General features: G+C 54.0%; 17 protein-coding genes, 2 tRNA genes and 1 other RNA gene. 11 read left to right on the forward strand and 9 right to left on the reverse strand.

The window, feature by feature from the left end:
- Positions 1-96: 96 nt before the first annotated feature.
- A complete protein-coding gene (locus PGR29_RS11690) occupies positions 97-1,473 on the forward strand; it encodes a YchO/YchP family invasin (protein WP_213793777.1) in 1,377 nt (458 codons plus the stop codon).
- Here PGR29_RS11690 and narL read toward each other — a convergent pair.
- A complete protein-coding gene (gene narL, locus PGR29_RS11695; RefSeq protein ID WP_015705094.1) occupies positions 1,470-2,120 on the reverse strand; it encodes a two-component system response regulator NarL in 651 nt (216 codons plus the stop codon). The two genes, PGR29_RS11690 and narL, sit on opposite strands and share 4 nt — an antisense overlap.
- A gap of 10 nt (positions 2,121-2,130) precedes the next feature.
- A complete protein-coding gene (gene narX, locus PGR29_RS11700; RefSeq protein WP_213316722.1) occupies positions 2,131-3,909 on the reverse strand; it encodes a nitrate/nitrite two-component system sensor histidine kinase NarX in 1,779 nt (592 codons plus the stop codon).
- Positions 3,910-4,220: 311 nt separating this feature from the next.
- Here narX and PGR29_RS11705 point away from each other — a divergent pair, with 311 nt between their 5' ends.
- The 5 genes from PGR29_RS11705 to narI all read left to right on the forward strand — a co-directional run bounded on the left by PGR29_RS11705 (position 4,221) and on the right by narI (position 12,656).
- Entirely contained in the window at positions 4,221-5,609 is a 1,389-nt protein-coding gene (locus PGR29_RS11705) for a NarK family nitrate/nitrite MFS transporter (protein ID WP_045375160.1), read from the forward strand.
- Between the two features lie 387 nt (positions 5,610-5,996).
- Positions 5,997-9,740: a nitrate reductase subunit alpha gene (locus PGR29_RS11710; protein WP_316424563.1), complete on the forward strand. Its 3,744-nt coding sequence runs from the start codon at positions 5,997-5,999 to the stop codon at positions 9,738-9,740.
- Positions 9,737-11,272 carry a nitrate reductase subunit beta gene (narH, locus tag PGR29_RS11715; protein ID WP_316424564.1) on the forward strand — a complete coding sequence of 512 codons (1,536 nt, stop codon included), beginning with the start codon at positions 9,737-9,739 and terminating at the stop codon, positions 11,270-11,272. Before PGR29_RS11710 ends, narH begins: the two co-directional genes overlap by 4 nt.
- Positions 11,269-11,979, forward strand: a complete 711-nt coding sequence (gene narJ, locus PGR29_RS11720) for a nitrate reductase molybdenum cofactor assembly chaperone (RefSeq protein ID WP_045375167.1) — start codon at positions 11,269-11,271, stop codon at positions 11,977-11,979. Before narH ends, narJ begins: the two co-directional genes overlap by 4 nt.
- Positions 11,979-12,656: a respiratory nitrate reductase subunit gamma gene (narI, locus tag PGR29_RS11725; RefSeq protein ID WP_015367083.1), complete on the forward strand. Its 678-nt coding sequence runs from the start codon at positions 11,979-11,981 to the stop codon at positions 12,654-12,656. The genes narJ and narI overlap by 1 nt, the downstream gene beginning before the upstream one ends.
- Here narI and PGR29_RS11730 read toward each other — a convergent pair.
- Entirely contained in the window at positions 12,653-13,549 is an 897-nt protein-coding gene (locus tag PGR29_RS11730) for a DMT family transporter (RefSeq protein ID WP_316424565.1), read from the reverse strand. The genes narI and PGR29_RS11730 overlap by 4 nt on opposite strands.
- Before the next feature lie 107 nt (positions 13,550-13,656).
- Here PGR29_RS11730 and PGR29_RS11735 point away from each other — a divergent pair, with 107 nt between their 5' ends.
- Positions 13,657-14,100, forward strand: a complete 444-nt coding sequence (locus PGR29_RS11735; protein WP_049056889.1) for an Lrp/AsnC family transcriptional regulator — start codon at positions 13,657-13,659, stop codon at positions 14,098-14,100.
- 116 nt (positions 14,101-14,216) lie between these two features.
- On the opposite strand, the gene PGR29_RS11740 is transcribed toward PGR29_RS11735, so the two are convergent.
- From PGR29_RS11740 to PGR29_RS11760, 5 genes are all read right to left on the reverse strand, one after another.
- A non-coding RNA gene (locus tag PGR29_RS11740) (RtT sRNA) lies at positions 14,217-14,349 on the reverse strand.
- 43 nt (positions 14,350-14,392) lie between these two features.
- Positions 14,393-14,477: transfer RNA gene (locus tag PGR29_RS11745), tRNA-Tyr, on the reverse strand.
- A 39-nt stretch (positions 14,478-14,516) separates the two neighbouring features.
- Positions 14,517-14,601 (reverse strand) — tRNA-Tyr (locus PGR29_RS11750).
- 159 nt (positions 14,602-14,760) lie between these two features.
- On the reverse strand, positions 14,761-15,603 hold the full coding sequence (purU, locus tag PGR29_RS11755; RefSeq protein ID WP_316424566.1) for a formyltetrahydrofolate deformylase: 843 nt from the start codon (positions 15,601-15,603) through the stop codon (positions 14,761-14,763).
- 44 nt (positions 15,604-15,647) lie between these two features.
- Positions 15,648-16,106, reverse strand: coding sequence for a YchJ family protein (locus PGR29_RS11760; protein WP_045397568.1), 459 nt, complete (start codon positions 16,104-16,106; stop codon positions 15,648-15,650).
- A gap of 110 nt (positions 16,107-16,216) precedes the next feature.
- Between PGR29_RS11760 and rssA the strand changes: the two genes are divergently transcribed.
- From rssA to galU, 3 genes are all read left to right on the forward strand, one after another.
- Positions 16,217-17,116, forward strand: coding sequence for a patatin-like phospholipase RssA (gene rssA / locus PGR29_RS11765; RefSeq protein ID WP_045397562.1), 900 nt, complete (start codon positions 16,217-16,219; stop codon positions 17,114-17,116).
- 89 nt (positions 17,117-17,205) lie between these two features.
- Positions 17,206-18,219, forward strand: coding sequence for a two-component system response regulator RssB (gene rssB / locus PGR29_RS11770; RefSeq protein ID WP_087857945.1), 1,014 nt, complete (start codon positions 17,206-17,208; stop codon positions 18,217-18,219).
- 198 nt (positions 18,220-18,417) lie between these two features.
- The gene (gene galU, locus PGR29_RS11775; protein ID WP_045397556.1) at positions 18,418-19,320 is read left to right on the forward strand and encodes a UTP--glucose-1-phosphate uridylyltransferase GalU; all 903 of its coding nucleotides are present in this window, start codon (positions 18,418-18,420) and stop codon (positions 19,318-19,320) included.
- 124 nt (positions 19,321-19,444) lie between these two features.
- Here the strand turns inward: galU and hns are convergent, their stop codons facing one another.
- Positions 19,445-19,852 carry a histone-like nucleoid-structuring protein H-NS gene (gene hns, locus PGR29_RS11780; protein ID WP_004103116.1) on the reverse strand — a complete coding sequence of 136 codons (408 nt, stop codon included), beginning with the start codon at positions 19,850-19,852 and terminating at the stop codon, positions 19,445-19,447.
- 546 nt (positions 19,853-20,398) lie between these two features.
- Between hns and tdk the strand changes: the two genes are divergently transcribed.
- Positions 20,399-21,019 carry a thymidine kinase gene (gene tdk, locus PGR29_RS11785; protein ID WP_045397553.1) on the forward strand — a complete coding sequence of 207 codons (621 nt, stop codon included), beginning with the start codon at positions 20,399-20,401 and terminating at the stop codon, positions 21,017-21,019.
- Positions 21,020-21,184 lie beyond the last annotated feature (165 nt).

Raw genomic sequence — 21,184 nt, forward strand, 5'->3', positions numbered from 1 at the left:
TATTCCTGGAATGGCCTACAGGGCTGCGGGGAAGGGCAAAAAACGATAAACTAACGTGATGTTGTTATTCCCCGTGAGCTTACGTTAATCCGTTTGATGCCTTTGCCGTACCGCTTAACCCCATCACTGACGCTTCTCCTGCTGCTGACAGGCGCTCCCGCCTGGGCGCTGATTGCCAACGATAGCAGTATGCCGCCGCAAACTACGCTGCCTGATTTAGGGATAGCGCCGCAGGTCGACGACGATGCCAAACATTTCGCCGAGATGGCCAAGAAATTCGGCGAAGCCAGCATGAGCGATAACGGACTCACCACCGGCGAGCAGGCGCGAATGTTCGCCATAGGCAAAATCGGCAATGAGTTCAGCCATCATCTGGAAAACTGGCTGTCGCCGTGGGGGAATGCCAATATCGACCTGTTGGTGGATAAAGAGGGTAACTTCACCGGCAGCAAGGGGAGCTGGTTTGTGCCGCTGCAGGACAATGAACGTTACCTCACCTGGAATCAATATTCGGTTACCCGGCGCGAGAACGATCTGGTGGGCAATGTTGGGCTCGGCCAGCGCTGGCGTGTCGGTGGCTGGCTGCTGGGCTATAACTCCTTTTACGACAAAGTGCTCAGCGAGAGTCTGGCGCGCGGCAGTATCGGCGCGGAAGCCTGGGGCGAGTACTTGCGCTTATCGGCCAACTATTACCACCCACTTGGCGACTGGCAGTTGCGGGAAAACCAGACTCAGGAACAGCGGATGGCCGTCGGCTATGACGTCACTGCCCAGGCGCGATTGCCATTTTATCAGCACATCAATACCAGCGTCAGCGTTGAACAGTATTTCGGCGATAGTGTCGATCTGTTTCATTCCGGTACCGGATATCACAATCCGGTGGCGGTTTCGGTGGGACTGAATTACACCCCGGTACCGCTGGTGACGGTCACCGCTAAACACAAACAGGGTGAAAATGGCGTCAGCCAGAATAATGTCGGCCTGAAGCTGAATTATCGTTTTGGGGTACCGCTGAAACAGCAACTGGCGGCGGATGAAGTGGCTATCAGCAACTCGCTGCGCGGCAGCCGCTACGATAGCCCGGAACGCGATAATCTGCCGGTAGTGGAATATCGACAGCGTAAGAATCTGACGGTGTATCTGGCGACGCCGCCGTGGGATTTGCACTCCGGCGAAACGGTACAGCTGAAGCTGCAAATTAATAGCCTGCACGGCATTAAATCGCTGCATTGGCAGGGGGATACTCAGGCGCTAAGCCTGACGCCGCCGGTTAATGCCAACAGTGCGGATGGCTGGAGCATCATTATGCCGGTTTGGAACAGCGAGCCGGGCGCGGTGAATCGCTGGCGTCTGTCGGTGGTGGTTGAAGATAAATCGGGTCAGCGCGTCTCTTCCAATGAGATCGCACTGGCGCTGACCGAGCCGCTGGTGACGTTTACGGCTCCCGACGTTTCCTGGACGGAATCGCCTTAGAAGATCCGTTCCTGGTGAACCCAGACGGCGGCTTCAACCCGTGATTTCAGCTTCATTTTCTTCAGCATGTGTTTCACGTGCACTTTAACGGTGCTTTCGGTGATATCCAGGCGGCGGGCAATCATTTTGTTCGGCAGGCCCTGGGCAATCAGCTTCAGGATATCGCGCTCGCGCGGGGTCAGCTGGCTGATGTCGCGGTCGGACGTGGCGCGATTAGCGCGCAGGCTGGCGGCCAGTACCGGGGTTAACGCTTCACTTAATACCATTTCGCCTGCAGCGGCCTGCTGCAGCGCTTTCAGCAGATCTTCTGGTTCCATATCTTTCAACAGGTAGCCGTCGGCGCCGCGTTTCAGGGCGGTCACTACGTCCTCTTCATGATTGGAGACGCTGAATACCACTACGCGGCCGGAGAGCGATTTTTCCCGCAGCTTGTCGAGCGTTTCGAGGCCGTTCATGCCCGGCATATTAAGGTCCAGTAGAATCAGGTCCGGATCCAGCGATTCCGCCAGTTCGATACCTTGTTCGCCATTACTGGCTTCGCCGATAACCTGAATGTCCGGCGCCATGCTAACCAGTTGCTTTACGCCAGTGCGCAGCATGGGATGATCATCAATGAGAAGGATGGTTGCCCGTTCCTGTTGACTCATAGGGGTCTCCTTATTGGATTGAAAACGATTTTTCCGGGATAAACGTCACCACGACTTCGGTACCGCCGGTCTCCCGGCGGCGCACCTGACAGTCGCCGCGCAAGCTTTGCGCGCGATCCCGCATAATAATTAAACCGTAATGGTTACTTCGCTCCGCGTTTTCCGGTACCCCGCGGCCGTTATCGGCAACGACTAAACGTACCTGATTATCGCGTTGTGACACGGTCACGGTGACTTCCGTCGCGTTGGCATGCTTCAACGCATTGCTTAACGCCTCGCGGGCGATCTGCAGCAGGTGAATCGCCTGATGCGACGGGACAAAACGCGGCGGCAACTGATAATCCAGTTGTACCGTGAAACCAAAGTGCGCGCTGTACTCCTGACAGCTGGCCTCCAGCGCCGGGCGCAGACCCGCCTCGGTAAGCTGCAGACGGAAGGTGGTTAACAGCTCCCTTAACTGCGCCCATGAGGTGTTGAGTTCGTTGCGGATCTGCCCCAACAGCAGCCGGCTTTCATCCGGCAGGCTATCGCCCTGCATCTGCAGACAGCTCACCTGCATCTTCATGCACGAGAGTGACTGGGCGATAGAGTCGTGAAGCTCGCGGGCGATGGTCGCACGCTCTTCCATCACGATGAGCTGCTGCTGTTTTTCCTGATGGCGATCCAGCGCCAGGGTGCTGGTCAACTGCTCCACCAGCGTATCCACCAGTTGCTGTTGGTCATGGCTCAGGTGGCGGCCAACCGGCAGCGTTGCCAGCAGAATGCCATACTGGTTATGCGCGTCTGAAAGTCGCCATTTCAGCGTTGTGCCGCCATCCGGCAGCGGGGGAAGATCGCGCGGACACAGATAGCAGCCTTTATCATCGCACTCGATATCGGAGTGGCAGGCAAACTCCTGATGATTGTCTTCATCCTCAAGGTCATAAACCCGCACTTCAATATCACGTAGCAACGTCAGCCCTTGCAGACCGTTCAGCACCGGTGAGATGCGCTCACACAGCGGAGCGCTGGAGTGTAACCGACGGTTGGCCTGCCATAAAAAGGCCAGGATCTCGTTTTTCTGCTCGAGCCCGGCAGTCTTTTCCTGTACCCGTCGTTCAAGCACGGCGTAGCTTTCCGCCAGCTCTTCCGACATGTTATTCAACGCCATGCCGAGGGTCGCCATTTCGTTGCGCCCGCTAATGTGCGCGCGCTGGGTAAAGTCGCGCTGGCTGACCGCCCGCGCCATACCCAGTAACTGTTTCCACGGTCGCAGCAGACGGGCGCGTAGCCAGATGATGGTAAAGATCAGCAGCAGCGCCATGCCAACGGCGAGGATCCGGTGGATCCAGACCACGCGCTCGATACGTTGTTCGGTGGTGTGGTCGAAGGCGGTCACCAATTGGTCAATACGGTCGACAAAATCGGCGACATCCTGTGCCACGTCGCTTTGCCTGACGGCCTGTTTCATACCTGGTCCCAGCGACAACTGCCAATATTGCTGTAGCGCTTTCAGCTGGACTTCCTGGCCGTCACGACGCGCGGAGTATTGCAACTCCGGGCTGAAAACGGTAGCGGTCATATCGTTAAACAGTTTTTGATCGTTGTCCGTTAGCGGAATAGCCGCCAGCAGGCGGTAGCTCTGCATACGCAACGAGCCGGCCTTGTTAATGGCGTGGGCGCTGCCCTGCACCCCATGCACCAGGCGGGCGGATATCGCCATGCCGGCCACGCCGATGATGGTGGCGAGCAGCACGATTAACGCCAGCTGATTAACCAACGTGAGCGGCGTAAAAAGACGTTTTAACATGGAATGGGTGGCTCCTGATGGGTCATCTCTCCGGGAGTGGCGCTTATTCTCAGCTATCCCCTGGAGTATACCCATACCCCTAAGGTATTACTCCTTAATTGTCGGTGGTAGACGCCGTGGTGGGAGGGATAACCAGAAACCCGGCAGCCGCGTGAAAAACCACACTTTTTTTCTCATAATTATCTACTCACTTCGGAGCATGATTTATTTTTGCACAAAATGGCCCGCGCTTTTCCTTTGATTTATATCAACTTACAGCCTTGAGCAACCCCTAAGGTAGCATCAGGAAATATGAATAATCAGAGGTATCTATGAGTCACTCTTCAATCCCGGAGAAGGCTAACAGCTCAGTCATCACCGACTGGCGTCCTGAAGATCCTGAGTTTTGGCAACAGCGCGGCCACCGTGTGGCGAGCCGTAATTTGTGGATCTCCGTTCCCTGCCTTTTACTGGCGTTCTGCGTCTGGATGTTGTTCAGCGCCGTCGCCGTGAATCTTAATAAAGTTGGCTTTCAGTTTACTACCGATCAGCTGTTTATGCTGACCGCGCTCCCGGCCCTTTCCGGCGCATTGCTGCGCGTACCTTATGCCTTTATGGTCCCGCTGTTCGGCGGCCGCCGCTGGACGGCGTTCAGTACCGGTATCATGATTATTCCGTGCGTATGGCTGGGCTTCGCGGTACAGGATACCTCTACGCCGTTTAGCGTGTTCGTGATTATCTCTCTGCTGTGCGGCTTTGCCGGCGCTAACTTTGCATCCAGTATGGCGAACATCAGCTTCTTCTTCCCGAAAGAGAAGCAGGGCGGCGCGCTGGGCGTTAACGGTGGGCTTGGCAACATGGGCGTCAGCGTGATGCAGCTGGTTGCGCCGCTGGTGGTCTCGCTCTCTATCTTTGCCGTATTTGGCGGAAGCGGTAGCGAGCAACCGGATGGCTCAATGCTGTATCTGGAAAACGCCGCGTGGATCTGGGTGCCTTTCCTGATTATCTTTACCCTGGCAGCGTGGTTCTTTATGAACGACCTGTCGGCCTCGAAAGCGTCACTGAGCGAACAGCTGCCGGTACTTAAACGCCTGCATCTGTGGATTATGGCGCTGCTGTATCTGGCGACCTTTGGTTCCTTTATCGGTTTCTCCGCCGGGTTTGCGATGCTGTCAAAAACCCAGTTCCCGGACGTGCAGATCCTGCACTACGCCTTCTTCGGTCCGTTTATTGGCGCGCTGGCGCGTTCGATGGGCGGGGCGATTTCCGACCGACTCGGCGGGACCCGCGTGACGCTGGTGAACTTCGTGGTGATGGCGGTTTTCTGCGCGTTACTGTTCCTGACTCTGCCGACCAACGGTCAGGGCGGCAACTTCATCGCCTTCTTCGCGGTATTTATGGTGCTGTTCCTGACCGCCGGACTGGGCAGCGCCTCTACCTTCCAGATGATTTCCGTTATTTTCCGTAAGCTTACGATGGATCGCGTGAAAGCGCAGGGTGGTAGCGAAGCGCAGGCGATGCGTGAAGCGGCAACGGATACCGCCGCGGCGCTGGGCTTTATTTCGGCGATTGGCGCGATCGGTGGTTTCTTTATTCCGAAAGCGTTTGGTATTTCGCTGGATCTGACCGGCTCGCCGGCCGGGGCAATGAAAGTCTTCCTCGTGTTCTATATTGCCTGCGTAGTGATCACATGGGCGGTATACGGCCGTAAACAGAAATAAGTCTTTTCTTAACGGTAAGTGACAGGGCGCGCCATAGGGTGCGCCCTTTTTATTATTTGTTGTTAGTTACAACATGCTTTTAATCTGCGCAAGGTTGTTGAATTCAGGGAGATAACTATCGATATGCTATCTACCACTTAATACCTAAGCGCGGCATAAATCCCGGTTAACATTCTGTCATATTTAAAATAATCCTTATAAAACAATTGGATATTTAATAAATATCGTTACTACTTTGGTGGTATCTGTGGGTGGGGTGCGGATTTATAAGCTATTTCGCATTGATCGCCATCAATTCTCCTCTTCCGGCATGGCGCTATTTTCGCTGCAAATCCAGCAATGTCGATTTATCAGAGAGCCGTCAGGCTCCATATCAGGAGAAACCCGATGAGTAAATTTCTGGACCGGTTTCGCTACTTCAAACAGAAGGGTGAAACCTTTGCCGATGGGCACGGCCAGCTTCTTAAAACCAACCGGGATTGGGAGGATGGATACCGCCAGCGTTGGCAGCATGACAAAATCGTGCGTTCCACTCACGGTGTGAACTGCACCGGCTCATGCAGCTGGAAAATTTATGTCAAAAATGGCCTGGTCACCTGGGAAACCCAGCAGACCGATTATCCGCGCACCCGCCCCGATCTGCCGAACCATGAGCCACGCGGCTGCCCGCGCGGCGCCAGCTACTCCTGGTATCTGTATAGCGCTAACCGCCTGAAATATCCGCTGATGCGTAAGCGTCTGATGAAGATGTGGCGTGAAGCGAAAGTTCAGCATAGCGATCCGGTTGAGGCATGGGCTTCTATTATTGAAGATGCCGATAAAGCGAAAAGCTTTAAACAGGCCCGCGGCCGCGGCGGTTTTGTTCGTTCTTCATGGAAAGAAGTGAACGAACTGATTGCCGCCTCAAACGTCTACACCGTCAAAACTTACGGTCCAGACCGCGTGGCAGGCTTCTCGCCAATCCCGGCGATGTCGATGGTTTCCTACGCGTCCGGCGCCCGTTACCTGTCGTTGATTGGCGGTACCTGCCTGAGCTTCTACGACTGGTACTGCGACCTGCCGCCGGCCTCGCCGATGACCTGGGGCGAACAGACCGACGTGCCAGAATCCGCCGACTGGTACAACTCCAGCTATATCATCGCCTGGGGCTCCAACGTCCCGCAGACCCGTACCCCGGACGCGCACTTCTTTACCGAAGTTCGCTATAAAGGGACCAAAACCGTGGCGATTACTCCGGACTATGCCGAAATCGCCAAGCTGTGCGATCTATGGCTGGCGCCGAAGCAGGGTACCGATGCCGCGATGGCGCTGGCGATGGGCCACGTTATGCTGCGTGAGTTCCACCTCGATAAACCGAGCCAGTACTTCACTGATTACGTACGCCGCTACACCGACATGCCGATGCTGGTTATGCTCGAAGAGCGCGATGGCTACTATGCCGCTGGCCGTATGCTGCGCGCTGCCGACCTGGTTGACTCCCTGGGCCAGGAGCAGAATCCGGAATGGAAAACCGTCGCCTTTGACGAGAAGGGCGAAATGACCGTACCTAACGGTTCTCTGGGCTTCCGCTGGGGTGACAAAGGCAAGTGGAACCTCGAGCAGCGCGATGGTAAAACCGGCGAAGAGATTGAACTGCGTCTGAGCCTGCTTGGCAGCCACGACGATATCGCCAACGTCGGCTTCCCATACTTTGGCGGCGAAGGTTCCGAGCATTTCAACAAAGTCGACCTCGAAAACATTCTGCTGCACAAACTGCCGGTAAAACGCCTGCAGATGGCCGACGGCTCCACCGCGCTGGTGACCACCGTTTATGACCTGACCATGGCGAACTACGGCCTGGAGCGCGGTCTGAACGATGAAAACTGCGCCACCAGCTACGATGACGTCAAAGCGTACACTCCGGCCTGGGCAGAAAAAATCACCGGCGTACCCCGCGCGCATATCATCCGTACCGCTCGTGAATTTGCCGATAACGCCGATAAGACCCATGGCCGCTCGATGATTATCGTCGGTGCGGGCCTGAACCACTGGTTCCACCTGGACATGAACTACCGCGGGCTGATCAACATGCTGATCTTCTGCGGCTGCGTTGGCCAGAGCGGCGGTGGCTGGGCGCATTACGTTGGTCAGGAAAAACTGCGTCCGCAGACCGGCTGGCAGCCGCTGGCGTTCGCCCTCGACTGGCAGCGTCCGGCACGCCACATGAACAGTACATCGTACTTCTATAACCACTCCAGCCAGTGGCGTTATGAAACGGTCACCGCGCAGGAACTGCTGTCGCCGATGGCGGATAAATCCCGCTACAGCGGACATCTGATCGACTTCAACGTGCGCGCTGAGCGTATGGGCTGGCTGCCGTCGGCGCCGCAGCTGGGCGTGAACCCGCTGCGTATTGCTGACGAAGCGAAGAAAGCCGGCATGACGCCGGTCGATTACACCGTGAAATCGCTGAAAGAGGGGTCTATTCGCTTTGCGGCCGAACAGCCGGAGAACGGTAAAAACCATCCGCGTAATCTGTTTATCTGGCGTTCCAACCTGCTGGGCTCCTCCGGTAAAGGCCATGAATATATGCTCAAGTACCTGCTGGGTACCGAGAACGGTATTCAGGGCAAGGACCTTGGCAAGCAGGGTGGCGTGAAGCCGGAAGAAATCGAGTGGCGGGATAACGGTCTTGACGGCAAACTGGATCTGGTCGTTACGCTCGACTTCCGTCTGTCGAGCACCTGTCTGTACTCTGACATCGTGCTGCCGACCGCAACCTGGTACGAAAAAGACGACATGAATACTTCGGATATGCATCCGTTTATTCACCCGCTGTCTGCCGCCGTTGACCCGGCCTGGGAATCCAAAAGCGACTGGGACATCTATAAAGGTATCGCTAAGAAATTCTCTGAAGTCTGCGTAGGCCACCTCGGCAAAGAAACCGACGTCGTGACGCTGCCGATTCAGCACGATTCCGCCGCAGAAATGGCGCAGCCGTTTGACGTTAAAGACTGGAAAAAAGGCGAATGTGACCTGATCCCAGGTAAAACCGCTCCGCATATTATTCCGGTCGAGCGCGATTACCCGGCGACCTACGAGCGCTTCACCTCTATCGGCCCGCTGCTGGAAACCATCGGCAACGGCGGTAAAGGTATCGCCTGGAATACCCAGAGCGAGATGGACCTGCTGCGTAAGCTCAACTACACCAAGACGGAAGGCCCGGCGAAAGGCCAGCCGAAGCTGGAGACCGCTATCGACGCCGCCGAGATGATCCTCACTCTGGCGCCGGAAACCAACGGTCAGGTAGCCGTGAAGGCGTGGAAAGCGCTGAGCGAATTTACCGGCCGCGAGCATGCGCACCTGGCGCTGAATAAAGAAGATGAGAAGATCCGCTTCCGCGATATTCAGGCGCAGCCGCGTAAGATCATCTCCAGCCCGACCTGGTCTGGCCTGGAAGACGAACATGTCTCCTATAACGCCGGTTATACCAACGTTCACGAGCTGATCCCGTGGCGTACGTTGTCCGGCCGTCAGTCGCTGTATCAGGATCACCAGTGGATGCGCGACTTTGGCGAAAGCCTGCTGGTCTATCGTCCGCCGATTGACACCCGTTCGGTGAAAGCGGTGATGGGCGAGAAGTCCAACGGCAATCCAGAGAAGGCTCTTAACTTCCTGACGCCGCACCAGAAGTGGGGGATTCACTCGACCTACAGCGATAACCTGCTGATGCTAACCCTGTCGCGCGGCGGGCCGATCGTCTGGATGAGCGAAGCGGACGCGAAAGATCTGGGTATCGAAGATAACGACTGGATCGAAGTATTTAACGCCAACGGCGCCCTGACGGCGCGTGCGGTAGTGAGCCAGCGCGTACCGGCCGGAATGACCATGATGTACCACGCGCAGGAACGTATCGTTAACCTGCCTGGCTCTGAAGTCACCGGTCAGCGCGGCGGTATCCACAACTCGGTTACCCGTATTACGCCAAAACCGACCCATATGATCGGCGGCTACGGCCACCTGGCGTACGGCTTTAACTACTATGGCACCGTCGGTTCCAACCGCGATGAGTTTGTTGTGGTACGTAAGATGAAGAACATTAACTGGTTAGACGGCGAAGGTAATGACCAGGTACAGGAGAGCGTAAAATGAAAATTCGTTCACAAGTCGGCATGGTGCTGAATCTCGATAAATGCATCGGCTGCCATACCTGCTCCGTAACCTGCAAAAACGTCTGGACCAGTCGTGAAGGGATGGAGTACGCCTGGTTCAACAACGTAGAAAGTAAGCCGGGCGTCGGTTTCCCGAACGACTGGGAAAACCAGGAAAAATGGAAAGGCGGCTGGATCCGCAAAATCAACGGAAAACTGCAGCCGCGTATGGGCAACCGCGCGATGCTGCTGGGTAAAATCTTCGCCAACCCGCATCTGCCGGGAATCGATGATTACTACGAGCCGTTTGATTTTGACTACCAGAATCTGCATAACGCGCCGGAAAGCAAACATCAGCCGATCGCCCGTCCGCGCTCGCTGATTACCGGCCAGCGGATGGACAAAATTACCAGCGGCCCGAACTGGGAAGAGATCCTCGGCGGCGAGTTTGAAAAACGCGCCAAAGACCAGAACTTCGAAAACATGCAGAAGGCGATGTACGGCCAGTTCGAAAACACCTTCATGATGTATCTGCCGCGCCTGTGCGAGCACTGCCTGAACCCGGCGTGCGTCGCGACCTGCCCGAGCGGTGCCATCTATAAGCGTGAAGAAGACGGTATTGTCCTGATCGACCAGGACAAGTGCCGCGGCTGGCGTATGTGCATCACCGGCTGCCCGTACAAGAAGATCTATTTCAACTGGAAGAGCGGGAAATCCGAGAAATGCATCTTCTGCTACCCGCGTATTGAATCCGGGATGCCGACGGTGTGCTCCGAAACCTGTGTAGGACGTATTCGCTATCTCGGTGTCCTGCTCTACGACGCGGACGCGATTGAAAACGCAGCCAGCACCGAGAACGAGAAAGATCTGTATCAGCGTCAGTTGGACGTCTTCCTCGATCCAAACGATCCAAAAGTGATTGAGCAGGCGTTAAAAGATGGCGTCCCGCAGGGGGTCATTGAAGCCGCGCAGCAGTCGCCGGTTTACAAAATGGCGATGGACTGGAAGCTGGCGCTGCCGCTGCACCCGGAATATCGCACCCTGCCAATGGTCTGGTATGTGCCGCCTCTGTCGCCGATTCAGTCCGCCGCCGATGCGGGCGAACTGGGTAGCAACGGGATCCTGCCGGACGTAGAAAGCCTGCGTATTCCAGTCCAGTATCTGGCGAACCTGCTGACCGCGGGCGATACCCAGCCGGTACTGCTAGCGCTGAAACGTATGCTGGCGATGCGCCACTTCAAACGTGCGGAAACCGTCGACGGCATCGTCGATACCCGCGCGCTGGAAGAGGTTGGGCTGAGCGAAGCGCAGGCGCAGGAGATGTACCGCTATCTGGCCATCGCTAACTACGAAGACCGTTTCGTGGTGCCGAGTAGCCATCGTGAACAGGCCCGCGATGCCTTCCCGGAGAAGAGCGGCTGCGGCTTTACCTTCGGCGATGGTTGCCACGGTTCTGATAGCGAATTCAACCTGTTCAACAGCCGTCGTATCGACGCCATTGACGTTACCAGCAAAACGGAGCCGCACTCATGATTGAACTCGTGATTGTGTCGCGTCTGCTCGAATACCCTGACGCTGCCTTATGGCAGCATCAGCAGGAGATGTTCGAGGCTCTCGCGTCATCGGAAAAACTCGCCAAAGAAGATGCCCAGGCGCTGGGCGTTTTCCTGCGCGATTTAGTGGCTCAGGATCCGCTGGACGCCCAGTCTGCGTACAGCGAGCTGTTTGACCGCGGGCGTGCTACTTCGCTGCTGCTGTTTGAACATGTCCACGGCGAGTCCCGCGATCGCGGGCAGGCGATGGTCGACCTGATGGCGCAGTACGAGCGCCACGGCCTGCTGCTGGATAGCCATGAGCTGCCGGATCACCTGCCGCTGTATCTGGAGTATCTGGCGCAGCTGCCGGAAGAGGAAGCGCTTGGCGGCCTGCGGGACGTTGCGCCGATCCTCGGCCTGCTCAGCGCGCGTCTGCAACAGCGCGAAAGCCGCTATGCGATGCTGTTCGAGCTGCTGTTGAAACTGGCCAATACTCAGGTCGATAGCCAGAAAGTGGCGGAGAAGATCGCCGACGAGGCCCGCGACGATACGCCGCAGGCGTTGGATGCCGTTTGGGAAGAAGAGCAGGTCAAATTCTTTGCCGACCAGGGCTGCGGCGAGTCGGAGATTTCCGCTCACCAGCGTCGTTTTGCCGGAGCCGTGGCCCCGCAATATTTGAATATCTCTAACGGAGGACAGCACTAATGCACTTCCTGAATATGTTCTTCTTTGACATTTATCCGTACATTGCGGGTTCGGTGTTCCTTATTGGCAGCTGGCTGCGCTACGACTACGGTCAGTACACCTGGCGCGCCGCCTCCAGTCAGATGCTGGATCGTAAAGGGATGAACCTGGCGTCAAACCTGTTCCATATTGGGATCCTGGGTATTTTCGCCGGTCACTTCCTCGGCATGCTGACCCCGCACTGGATGTATGAGTCCTTCCTGCCGATCGACGTGAAGCAGAAGATGGCCATGTTTGCCGGCGGCGCGTGCGGCGTGATGACGTTGGTGGGCGGTTTACTGCTGCTCAAGCGCCGTCTGCTGAGCCCACGCGTTCGCGCTACCACCACCACAGCGGATATTCTGATCCTCTCGTTGTTGATGGTGCAATGCGCGCTGGGACTGCTGACCATTCCATTCTCCGCCCAGCATATGGACGGTAGCGAAATGATGAAACTGGTCGGTTGGGCGCAGTCGGTGGTCACCTTCCACGGCGGAGCTTCGCAGCATCTCGATGGCGTGGCGTTTGTCTTCCGCGTTCACCTGGTGCTGGGGATGACGCTGTTCCTGCTGTTCCCGTTCTCTCGTCTGGTTCACATCTGGAGCGCGCCGGTCGAGTACCTGACGCGCAAATACCAGATTGTGCGCGCGCGTCGCTAGTTCATTCGCGACGGCTGACTCACCCCGCCATGGCGGGGTTTTTTTTCGCCCCAACCAAGGTTGTTGCCGGCAGCGGCAAGCAGAATCAGTACCCCTCCAGCCAACTGCAGCGGCGCCAGCGCATGATGGAAAACCAGATAGTCAACCAGAATGGCCACCAGCGGATAGATAAACGAGAGCGAACCGGTGACCGGCGTTGGCAATTTTTGAATCGCGCTATATAAAAGCTGGTACATAATCCCGGTATGGACGATGCCGAGGATTAACAAATAGCGCCAGGGAAAATGGCTGTTAAATTCGGGGTGATGAACCAGCGGTAAAAGCATCACCGTGCCGACGATAACTTGAATAAAAGCGATATGCTGCGCCGGTAGCGGCTGCAGTTTGCGGGCAATAATGGCGGTCAGGGCATAAAAAAATGCCGCGCCTAATGCCAGGATAATACCGGTGACGAGATTATCGCTGTGGGCGGGAGTCAGTTCGCTCGACAGCAGAATCACCACGCCGCTAAAGGCCAGGAGTAACCATCCCCATTTTACCGCGCTTACCTTTTCACCCAGCATCATGCTCAGTAATACCAGCATAAAAGGCTGGGTATTGTAGACCACGGTGGCCATCCCAATAGAAACGCGTGAGTAGGCGGCAAAAAGCAGCAGCCAGTTAATGACCAGCGCGACGCCGCCAAGGATTGCCAGCGCCAGGGTGAAGCGCGTCAGGCGGCTGAATGGCTGTCGACTTAACAAAATAAACAGCAGTAATGCGACCGCGCCAATAAGACAACGCCAGAACACCACATCAATCACCGGTAACCCTGAGAGCAGCACGAACGCGCCAATCGAGCCGGAAATCATCATCGCCAGACTCATTTGCCAGACACCACGAGAAAGCTGCATATATCACCTCCAGAAGTTTTCCATTATTGTCGTGAAAAGCCTGACAGCTTGATATATCTGAATTAAGGTAAGAACAAATGAATGCCTTTATTTATTAGGTGAAATAAATGGAATACATAATTGATGAAATAGACCGGGCGATTCTTGCCTGCCTGACGCAAGATGCCAGAGTTTCGCTTAAGGTATTGAGTGCGCAGGTGGGATTGACCTCGCCGAGTACCGCCGAGCGGGTAAAACGCCTTGAGGAAAAAGGGGTGATTCAGGGTTATAGCGCGCGGGTTAATCTTGCGGCGTTGGGATATAGCCTGCAGGCATTAGTTCGAGTGAGACCGCTACCGGGATTGCTGCAAAAAGTGGATAAATATATCCAGGCGATGCCGGAGTGTATTGAAAGCGACAAGGTCACCGGAGAGGATTGTTTTGTTATGCGTCTCGTGGTCCGTGATATTGCGCAGTTGGATACGATATTGGATGGTCTCGCGGAGTATGCGCAGTGCAATACGTCGGTGGTGAAGAGTTCACCGGTAAAAAGACGATTGCCCCCGCTGTGAGTTTTCCCGGAGGCGGTGCTGCGCACCTGTCCGGGCTACCAAACGGCACCACCTGTAGCCTCGCTAAGCGAAGCGCGAGCGAGGAGATAGCAGAACAGGTGGCTGAAGAGAGTGCAACAGGAGTGGGGAAGGATTACTCGGCGCTAAAGCGCCTCGCCCTTCGGGCCGTTGCCTGCGGCAACGTTCTCTCGCTGACGCTCGAGTCGAACCTTGGTCGAAGCTTCTCATCCTTCCCCGTAGGGCAGAATATAGAATATCGTAGGTAGATTAAGCTGGGTATTACAAGGAGAGATGGTGGTGGGGGAAGGATTCGAACCTTCGAAGTCGATGACGGCAGATTTACAGTCTGCTCCCTTTGGCCGCTCGGGAACCCCACCAGGGGTAAAATCAAATTGTAGGCTATTCAGCAAAATGAATGGTGGTGGGGGAAGGATTCGAACCTTCGAAGTCGATGACGGCAGATTTACAGTCTGCTCCCTTTGGCCGCTCGGGAACCCCACCACGGGGTAATGCTTTTTACTGGCCTGCTCCCTTCTCGGGAAGCGGGGCGCATCATACCAAATGACGCGCCCCTGTAAAGCATTCCTTTGACAAAATTAAACTGGTTGCCTGATTTTTACGCGTAACGCCGTAAAGCTAACCAATTCATTTCGCTGTTGATTAAAGAATGATCGTCCGGTTGCCGTAAACAAAGACGCGCTGCGCCAGTACCTGATATAGCGCACGGCTTAAGACGTTTTTTTCAACGTCACGGCCCGCGCGCATCATATCTTCGGCGGTATAGGTATGATCGACGTGAATCACGTCCTGCATGATGATTGGGCCTTCATCCAGATTATCATTCACATAGTGGGCGGTGGCGCCAATGATCTTCACGCCGCGCTCATAGGCCTGGTGATACGGACGCGCGCCGATAAACGCCGGCAGGAACGAGTGGTGAATATTAATGATTTTGTTCGGGAAACGAGCGACAAACGCCGGAGTAAGCACGCGCATGTACTTTGCCAGTACCACGTAGTCCGGATCGTGGGCGGCTATCGCATCGCCCATCTGCTGGTCGTGCTCTTCGCGGCTCAATCCTTCATGGCTCACCAGCTCAAAGGGAATATCGAAACGTTCCACCAGCGTGCGCAGCGTTTCATGGTTGCCGATAACCGCGGCGATCTCGACGTCCAGCCCACCGTAGTTGGCTTTCATCAGCAGATCGCCGAGACAGTGCGCTTCTTTAGTGACCAGAATCACCACCCGGCGACGGCCGGCCGGATTGAGTTCACGGATTGAGCCTTCCGGCAGCGCGCTATCGAGGTCGGCCAGCAGAGTGGCGTCGTTAAAGATACCTTCGAGCTCGGTACGCATGAAGAAACGACCGGTACGGTGGTCGACAAACTCATTGTTCTGCACGATGTTTAACTCGTGCTTGTAGCAGATATTCGTGATACGCGCGATGAGGCCTTTCTGATCAGGGCAAATGGTGCGTAGTACTTTACGTTGTAATGAATGCATCGCGGGGGAAATCCTGTTGTGTTTGCAATTGCTGATGCCGGGCCTTATTGGCCGCAGCATTTTTTAAATTTTTTACCTGAACCGCAAGGGCAGGGGTCATTACGACCAATTAATGGCCGGGTGCCGTCAATATAGTACCACTGTCCGTTTTCTTTTAAGAATCTGGAACGTTCAATAATCGCGCCGGGGCGGTTATCTTCAGTAAAACGTGCGATAAAACTGACGAAGCCTTCGTCGGGATTACGTCCGTTATCGGTGGCGAAAACGGTTAAGCCGAGCCATTGCGTATTGGCAAAGCCTTTTTCAATATCGGTGCGAAAACGTGACGCTTCACAGGTCGGATGCCAGGTTTTGATTAAATAATCGACATCTTTCATCACGAATGCGCTATAGCGGGAACGCATCAGCTGTGACGGGCTCGGCGCTAGCTGACCGCCGTCCAGATATCGCTGGCAACATGAGCTATACTCGAGAGCGCTGCCACAGGGGCATAATTGCGACAAAATCGCCTCCATGGAAAAGAATGACGGCGCCAGAGCGCCAACCTGCATTATGTTAACTGAGCGATGGCGCTAATGTCATGCTCAGAGTGGAAGGATATGTATCTGTACTAATGAGAAAGTTGAAGATTGGTTTAGCGCTAGGGGCTGGCGCCGCGCGCGGTTGGTCGCATATCGGCGTGATAAAAGCGCTGCATCGGGCAGGAATTGATGTCGATGTAGTGGCAGGATGTTCTATTGGTGCCTTAGTCGGTGCGGCATACGCCTGCAATCGTCTCCCTGCGTTGGAAAAGTGGGTTAGCTCCTTTAGCAACTGGGATGTGCTGCGATTGATGGATCTCTCCTGGCGGCGCGGCGGTTTGTTACGCGGCGAGCGGGTGTTCAATCAATACCGGCAAATTATGCCCGTTGCGCAAATCGAAGAGTGCGAACGTCGTTTTGCCGCCGTGGCGACTAACCTGAGCACCGGGCGTGAATTATGGTTTACGGAAGGTGACCTGCACATGGCGGTCCGCGCTTCTTGTAGTATGCCGGGCCTGATGTCGCCGGTGATGCATAACGGCTACTGGCTGGTAGATGGTGCGGTGGTCAATCCGGTTCCGGTCTCGCTAACGCGAGCCTTGGGGGCGGATATTGTGATTGCCGTCGACCTCCAGCATGACGCCCATCTTATGCAGCAGGACCTGTTATCAATCGAATCGCCGCGTCCGGAGCCGATAGAAGAGCTAAGTTGGCATTCCCGCCTGCGATCACGGTTGGGGAGAATGAGCTCTCGTCGTGCGACAATAACCCCCACGGCGATGGAGATTATGTCCACCTCGATTCAGGTGCTGGAAAACCGCCTGAAACGTAATCGTATGGCAGGCGATCCGCCAGATATCCTGCTACAGCCGTTTTGTCCGCAAATATCCACTCTCGATTTTCATCGTGCTGGCGAAGCGATGGCCGCAGGACAGCTGGCCGTTGAGAAAAAAATGGATGAATTATTACCCTTGGTGCGCACTTCCGCGTAGCGCACTTGTCCAACACTTAAGTAAATTCTGACAGGCGATAGCGTGAATAGCGTGCCACTATTTAATTATCGTCAGCCAGGGGAGAGAACATGACGCAGCCATTGGCGGGAAAACAGATTCTGATAGTAGAAGACGAACCCGTTTTCCGCTCTCTCCTGGATAGCTGGCTAACTTCACTGGGAGCGACGACTCGCCAGGCGGAAGACGGCATTGAGGCGCTGCAGCAAATCGCGATTTCGAAACCGGATCTGATGATTTGCGATATCTCGATGCCGAGGATGAACGGCCTGGAGCTGGTTGAACAGGTTCGCAACCAGGGTGAACAACTTCCTATTTTGATGATTTCCGCGACCGAAAACATGGCGGACATTGCCAAAGCGCTGCGTCTTGGCGTGCAGGACGTCTTACTGAAGCCGGTAAAAGATTTTAATCGCCTGCGTGAAACGGTGTATGCATGTCTCTACCCGACAATGTTTAGTTCTCGAGTAGAAGAGGAAGAGCGATTATTTGAAGACTGGGATGCGTTAGTTAGCGATCCCCTGGCGGCGTCAAGGTTATTGCAGGAGCTTCAGCCGCCGGTACAGCAGGAGATATCTCATTGTCGCATTCATTACCGCCAGCTTATCTCTGCAGATAAACCGGGGCTGGTGCTGGATATTGCGCCGTTATCAGAAAACGATCTGGCGTTTTATTGCCTGGATGTTACCCGTGCCGGTGATAATGGCGTTCTGGCTGCATTATTATTACGTGCTTTGTTTAATGGCTTGCTGCAAGAACAGCTCGCTCATCAGGGGCAGCGCCTGCCGGAAATGGGCGCATTGTTAAAACAAGTTAACCAATTACTCCGCCAGGCCAATTTACCAGGTCAATTCCCATTGTTGGTTGGTTATTATCACAGCGGATTAAAAAATTTGATTCTGGTTTCTGCAGGTCTTAACGGCACGTTGAATACCGGTGAGCATAAAATTCAAATTAGTAACGGCGTTCCGTTAGGAACGTTGGGCAACGCATACCTCAACCAAATTAGCCAGCGCTGTACTTCATGGCAGTGCCAAATTTGGGGCGCGGGGGGACGTTTACGACTGATGTTGTCTGCAGAATGAACAATTCTATCTATTTTTAGTAGGTGGGATTACCGGGCCTACATTTCCGGTGGTACTATCACTGCGTTTTATGCGTAAAAGTCCTAATTCGAGGGTATCCAAACCTTTTCAGACCAGGTTTAACTGATCAGACTGATATACTCGATGCGTTATTTATTGACGATTAAGTTCAAAAAACGAACAGTCCAGGAGATTTCAATGGCTGCCCTTAATTCTAAAGTAAGAAAAGCTGTTATCCCGGTAGCGGGATTAGGCACCAGGATGCTACCCGCCACCAAGGCTATTCCGAAAGAAATGCTGCCACTGGTAGATAAACCATTAATCCAATATGTTGTTAACGAATGTATCGCCGCTGGGATTACTGAAATTGTTCTGGTGACACACTCTTCGAAAAACTCTATTGAAAACCATTTCGATACCAGCTTCGAACTCGAAGCGATGCTGGAAAAACGTGTAAAACGTCAGCTTCTGGAAGAAGTTCAGTCTATTTGTCCGCCGCACGTTACCATCATGCAGGTACGTCAGGGGCTGGCTAAAGGTCTGGGTCATGCGGTGCTGTGCGCGCATCCCGTTGTCGGCGACGAGCCGGTTGCGGTTATTCTGCCGGACGTTATTCTGGACGAATATGAGTCCGATCTGACCCGTGATAACCTGGCGGAAATGATTGCTCGCTTTGACGAAACGGGCGCCAGCCAGATCATGGTTGAGCCAGTTGATGACGTTACGGCTTATGGTGTTGTTGATTGCAAAGGCGAAAGCCTGCAGCCTGGTGAAAGCGTGCCGATGGTTGGCGTTGTTGAGAAGCCGAAGGCAGACGTCGCGCCATCTAATCTGGCGGTTGTCGGCCGTTATGTACTGAGCGCCGATATTTGGCCGCTGCTGGCTAAAACCCCTCCGGGAGCCGGCGATGAAATTCAGCTGACTGATGCTATTGATATGCTGATCGAGAAAGAGACCGTGGAAGCCTACCACATGAAAGGCAAAAGCCATGACTGCGGTAATAAGCTCGGTTATATGCAGGCCTTCGTAGAATATGGCGTTCGCCATAAGACTTTGGGCGAAGACTTTAAAGCCTGGCTTGAGCAAGCTGTCGCGAAGTAATATTCGTCGCCAGAACAACCGGGTCGCCTGATAGCGATCCGGTTTTTTTATGCCTGATACTTTAGCGCGTAGCGATAAAAAAAATCCCGCCGAAGCGGGATTTTTATATCAAGCATAAAGCTAATTAGAGCAGGAAATCGTCCAGTGTTTTACCTTGCTCATCCATTGCTTTCTTGATGACTGCCGGAGTACGACCCTGGCCAGTCCAGGTTTTAGTTTCGCCGTTTTCATCAACGTAGCTGTATTTAGCCGGACGTGCAGCACGTTTAGTTTTGGTGCCAGCTTTAACTGCCGCCATGGTGCTCAGCAGTTCATTCGGATCAATACCGTCAGCAATCAGCATTTCGCGGTACTGTTGCAGTTTACGAGTACGCTCTTCAATTTCTGCAGCAGCGGCGCTTTCTTCTTCGCGACGTTCGTTAACAACAACTTCTAATTTTTCCAGCATCTCTTCAAGCGTTTCAAGGGTGCATTCTCTTGCCTGCGCACGAAGAGTACGGATGTTGTTCAAAATTTTAAGTGCTTCGCTCATTGTAGTAATCTCAAACTTATATTGTGGGGTGGTTTGTTGAAGTAATAATAGAGCGATAAAATCAGATGTGCAATAGGGGAGAATGTAAGGAATTCAAAATTACTTGTTATTTGTCTGGTTGATTAAATAATTTAAGTTAAATTTTCGCGCGACCTCACATCTTCTCGCTTATAGCTTAAGCATACGCACTGGCGCTAAAACCATGAGTCAGGATGATTTTCCCGCGTTTCGAGAGTAAATTTATACTTCACGTGGATAAATATCGCTCTTCAGTTTTAGCGCATTAGTTACGGTGATGCTTAATATAAATTGGCGGCCAAAACCCATTATAGTTGTCCGGAGAATGGCGGTTTAAGCACAAAACGACAATGATTTGTATCCGCTGGCGCGGCGACGGTGGTGCCTGACGCTATTCATTAGCTGGCCGTTTCATTTTTTGTAAAGCATTATCAGCCTGCCAGCAATACCCCCTGTGAAAGCACGGTCGGCTCGGTAATATATGATACAATTGCGCGGTAAAACACATTGATTGGGGTTACGCAGCCGATGGCACAACTTTATTTTTACTATTCTGCAATGAATGCCGGTAAGTCTACTGCGCTGTTGCAGTCTTCGTACAATTACCAGGAACGAGGGATGCGTACCGTCGTTTATACCGCTGAAATTGACGACCGTTTTGGTTCTGGCAAAGTGAGCTCGCGAATCGGGCTCTCTTCGCCGGCGCGGCTGTATAATCCTCAGACGTCGTTATATGCCGATATCGCGTCGGAGCATGCCCGCCAGCCCATTCATTGCGTGCTGGTGGACGAGAGCCAGTTCTTGACCCGTGAACAGGTCCACGAGCTCTCTGAAGTGGTGGATGAGCTCGATATCCCGGTATTGTGCTACGGATTGCGTACGGACTTTCGCGGTGAGTTATTTAGCGGTAGTCAGTATTTGTTAGCATGGTCAGATAAGCTGGTTGAATTAAAAACGATTTGCTTCTGTGGGCGAAAGGCAAGCATGGTTTTACGTCTTGATCAGGAAGGGCGCCCGTACAATGAGGGGGAGCAGGTGGTTATTGGCGGTAATGAGCGCTACGTTTCCGTCTGTCGTAAGCATTATAAAGAGGCGCTGAATATCGGTTCGTTAACCCAGGTGCAAAGTAAGCTGCGTCACTGCGAATAATTCTTTAATTTCATTACCTTCAGGCGCCTATATGGCGCCTGTTGTCTTTTATGGAATCGGTTCCTGTATTCAGATATTACCAGGTTTATTGTCTTTTGTACTTCTGTAGGCAAACGTTAATAAAGTATGAAAATAAAAAAAGCCCCATCAATAGATGGGGCTTCG

It is taken from the genome of Klebsiella sp. 141203, assembly GCF_032601985.1.
Lineage (GTDB): Bacteria > Pseudomonadota > Gammaproteobacteria > Enterobacterales > Enterobacteriaceae > Klebsiella > Klebsiella aerogenes.

Coding starts and splice junctions, on each gene's coding strand:
- tdk (WP_045397553.1), top strand. CDS start 20,399: ATGGCACAACTTTATTTTTACTATTCTGCAATGAATGCCGGTAAGTCT.
- galU (WP_045397556.1), top strand. CDS start 18,418: ATGGCTGCCCTTAATTCTAAAGTAAGAAAAGCTGTTATCCCGGTAGCG.
- purU (WP_316424566.1), bottom strand. CDS start 15,603: ATGCATTCATTACAACGTAAAGTACTACGCACCATTTGCCCTGATCAG.
- narL (WP_015705094.1), bottom strand. CDS start 2,120: ATGAGTCAACAGGAACGGGCAACCATCCTTCTCATTGATGATCATCCC.
- rssB (WP_087857945.1), top strand. CDS start 17,206: ATGACGCAGCCATTGGCGGGAAAACAGATTCTGATAGTAGAAGACGAA.
- hns (WP_004103116.1), bottom strand. CDS start 19,852: ATGAGCGAAGCACTTAAAATTTTGAACAACATCCGTACTCTTCGTGCG.
- narI (WP_015367083.1), top strand. CDS start 11,979: ATGCACTTCCTGAATATGTTCTTCTTTGACATTTATCCGTACATTGCG.
- rssA (WP_045397562.1), top strand. CDS start 16,217: ATGAGAAAGTTGAAGATTGGTTTAGCGCTAGGGGCTGGCGCCGCGCGC.
- PGR29_RS11730 (WP_316424565.1), bottom strand. CDS start 13,549: ATGCAGCTTTCTCGTGGTGTCTGGCAAATGAGTCTGGCGATGATGATT.
- narJ (WP_045375167.1), top strand. CDS start 11,269: ATGATTGAACTCGTGATTGTGTCGCGTCTGCTCGAATACCCTGACGCT.
- PGR29_RS11705 (WP_045375160.1), top strand. CDS start 4,221: ATGAGTCACTCTTCAATCCCGGAGAAGGCTAACAGCTCAGTCATCACC.
- PGR29_RS11690 (WP_213793777.1), top strand. CDS start 97: ATGCCTTTGCCGTACCGCTTAACCCCATCACTGACGCTTCTCCTGCTG.
- PGR29_RS11735 (WP_049056889.1), top strand. CDS start 13,657: ATGGAATACATAATTGATGAAATAGACCGGGCGATTCTTGCCTGCCTG.
- PGR29_RS11710 (WP_316424563.1), top strand. CDS start 5,997: ATGAGTAAATTTCTGGACCGGTTTCGCTACTTCAAACAGAAGGGTGAA.
- narH (WP_316424564.1), top strand. CDS start 9,737: ATGAAAATTCGTTCACAAGTCGGCATGGTGCTGAATCTCGATAAATGC.
- narX (WP_213316722.1), bottom strand. CDS start 3,909: ATGTTAAAACGTCTTTTTACGCCGCTCACGTTGGTTAATCAGCTGGCG.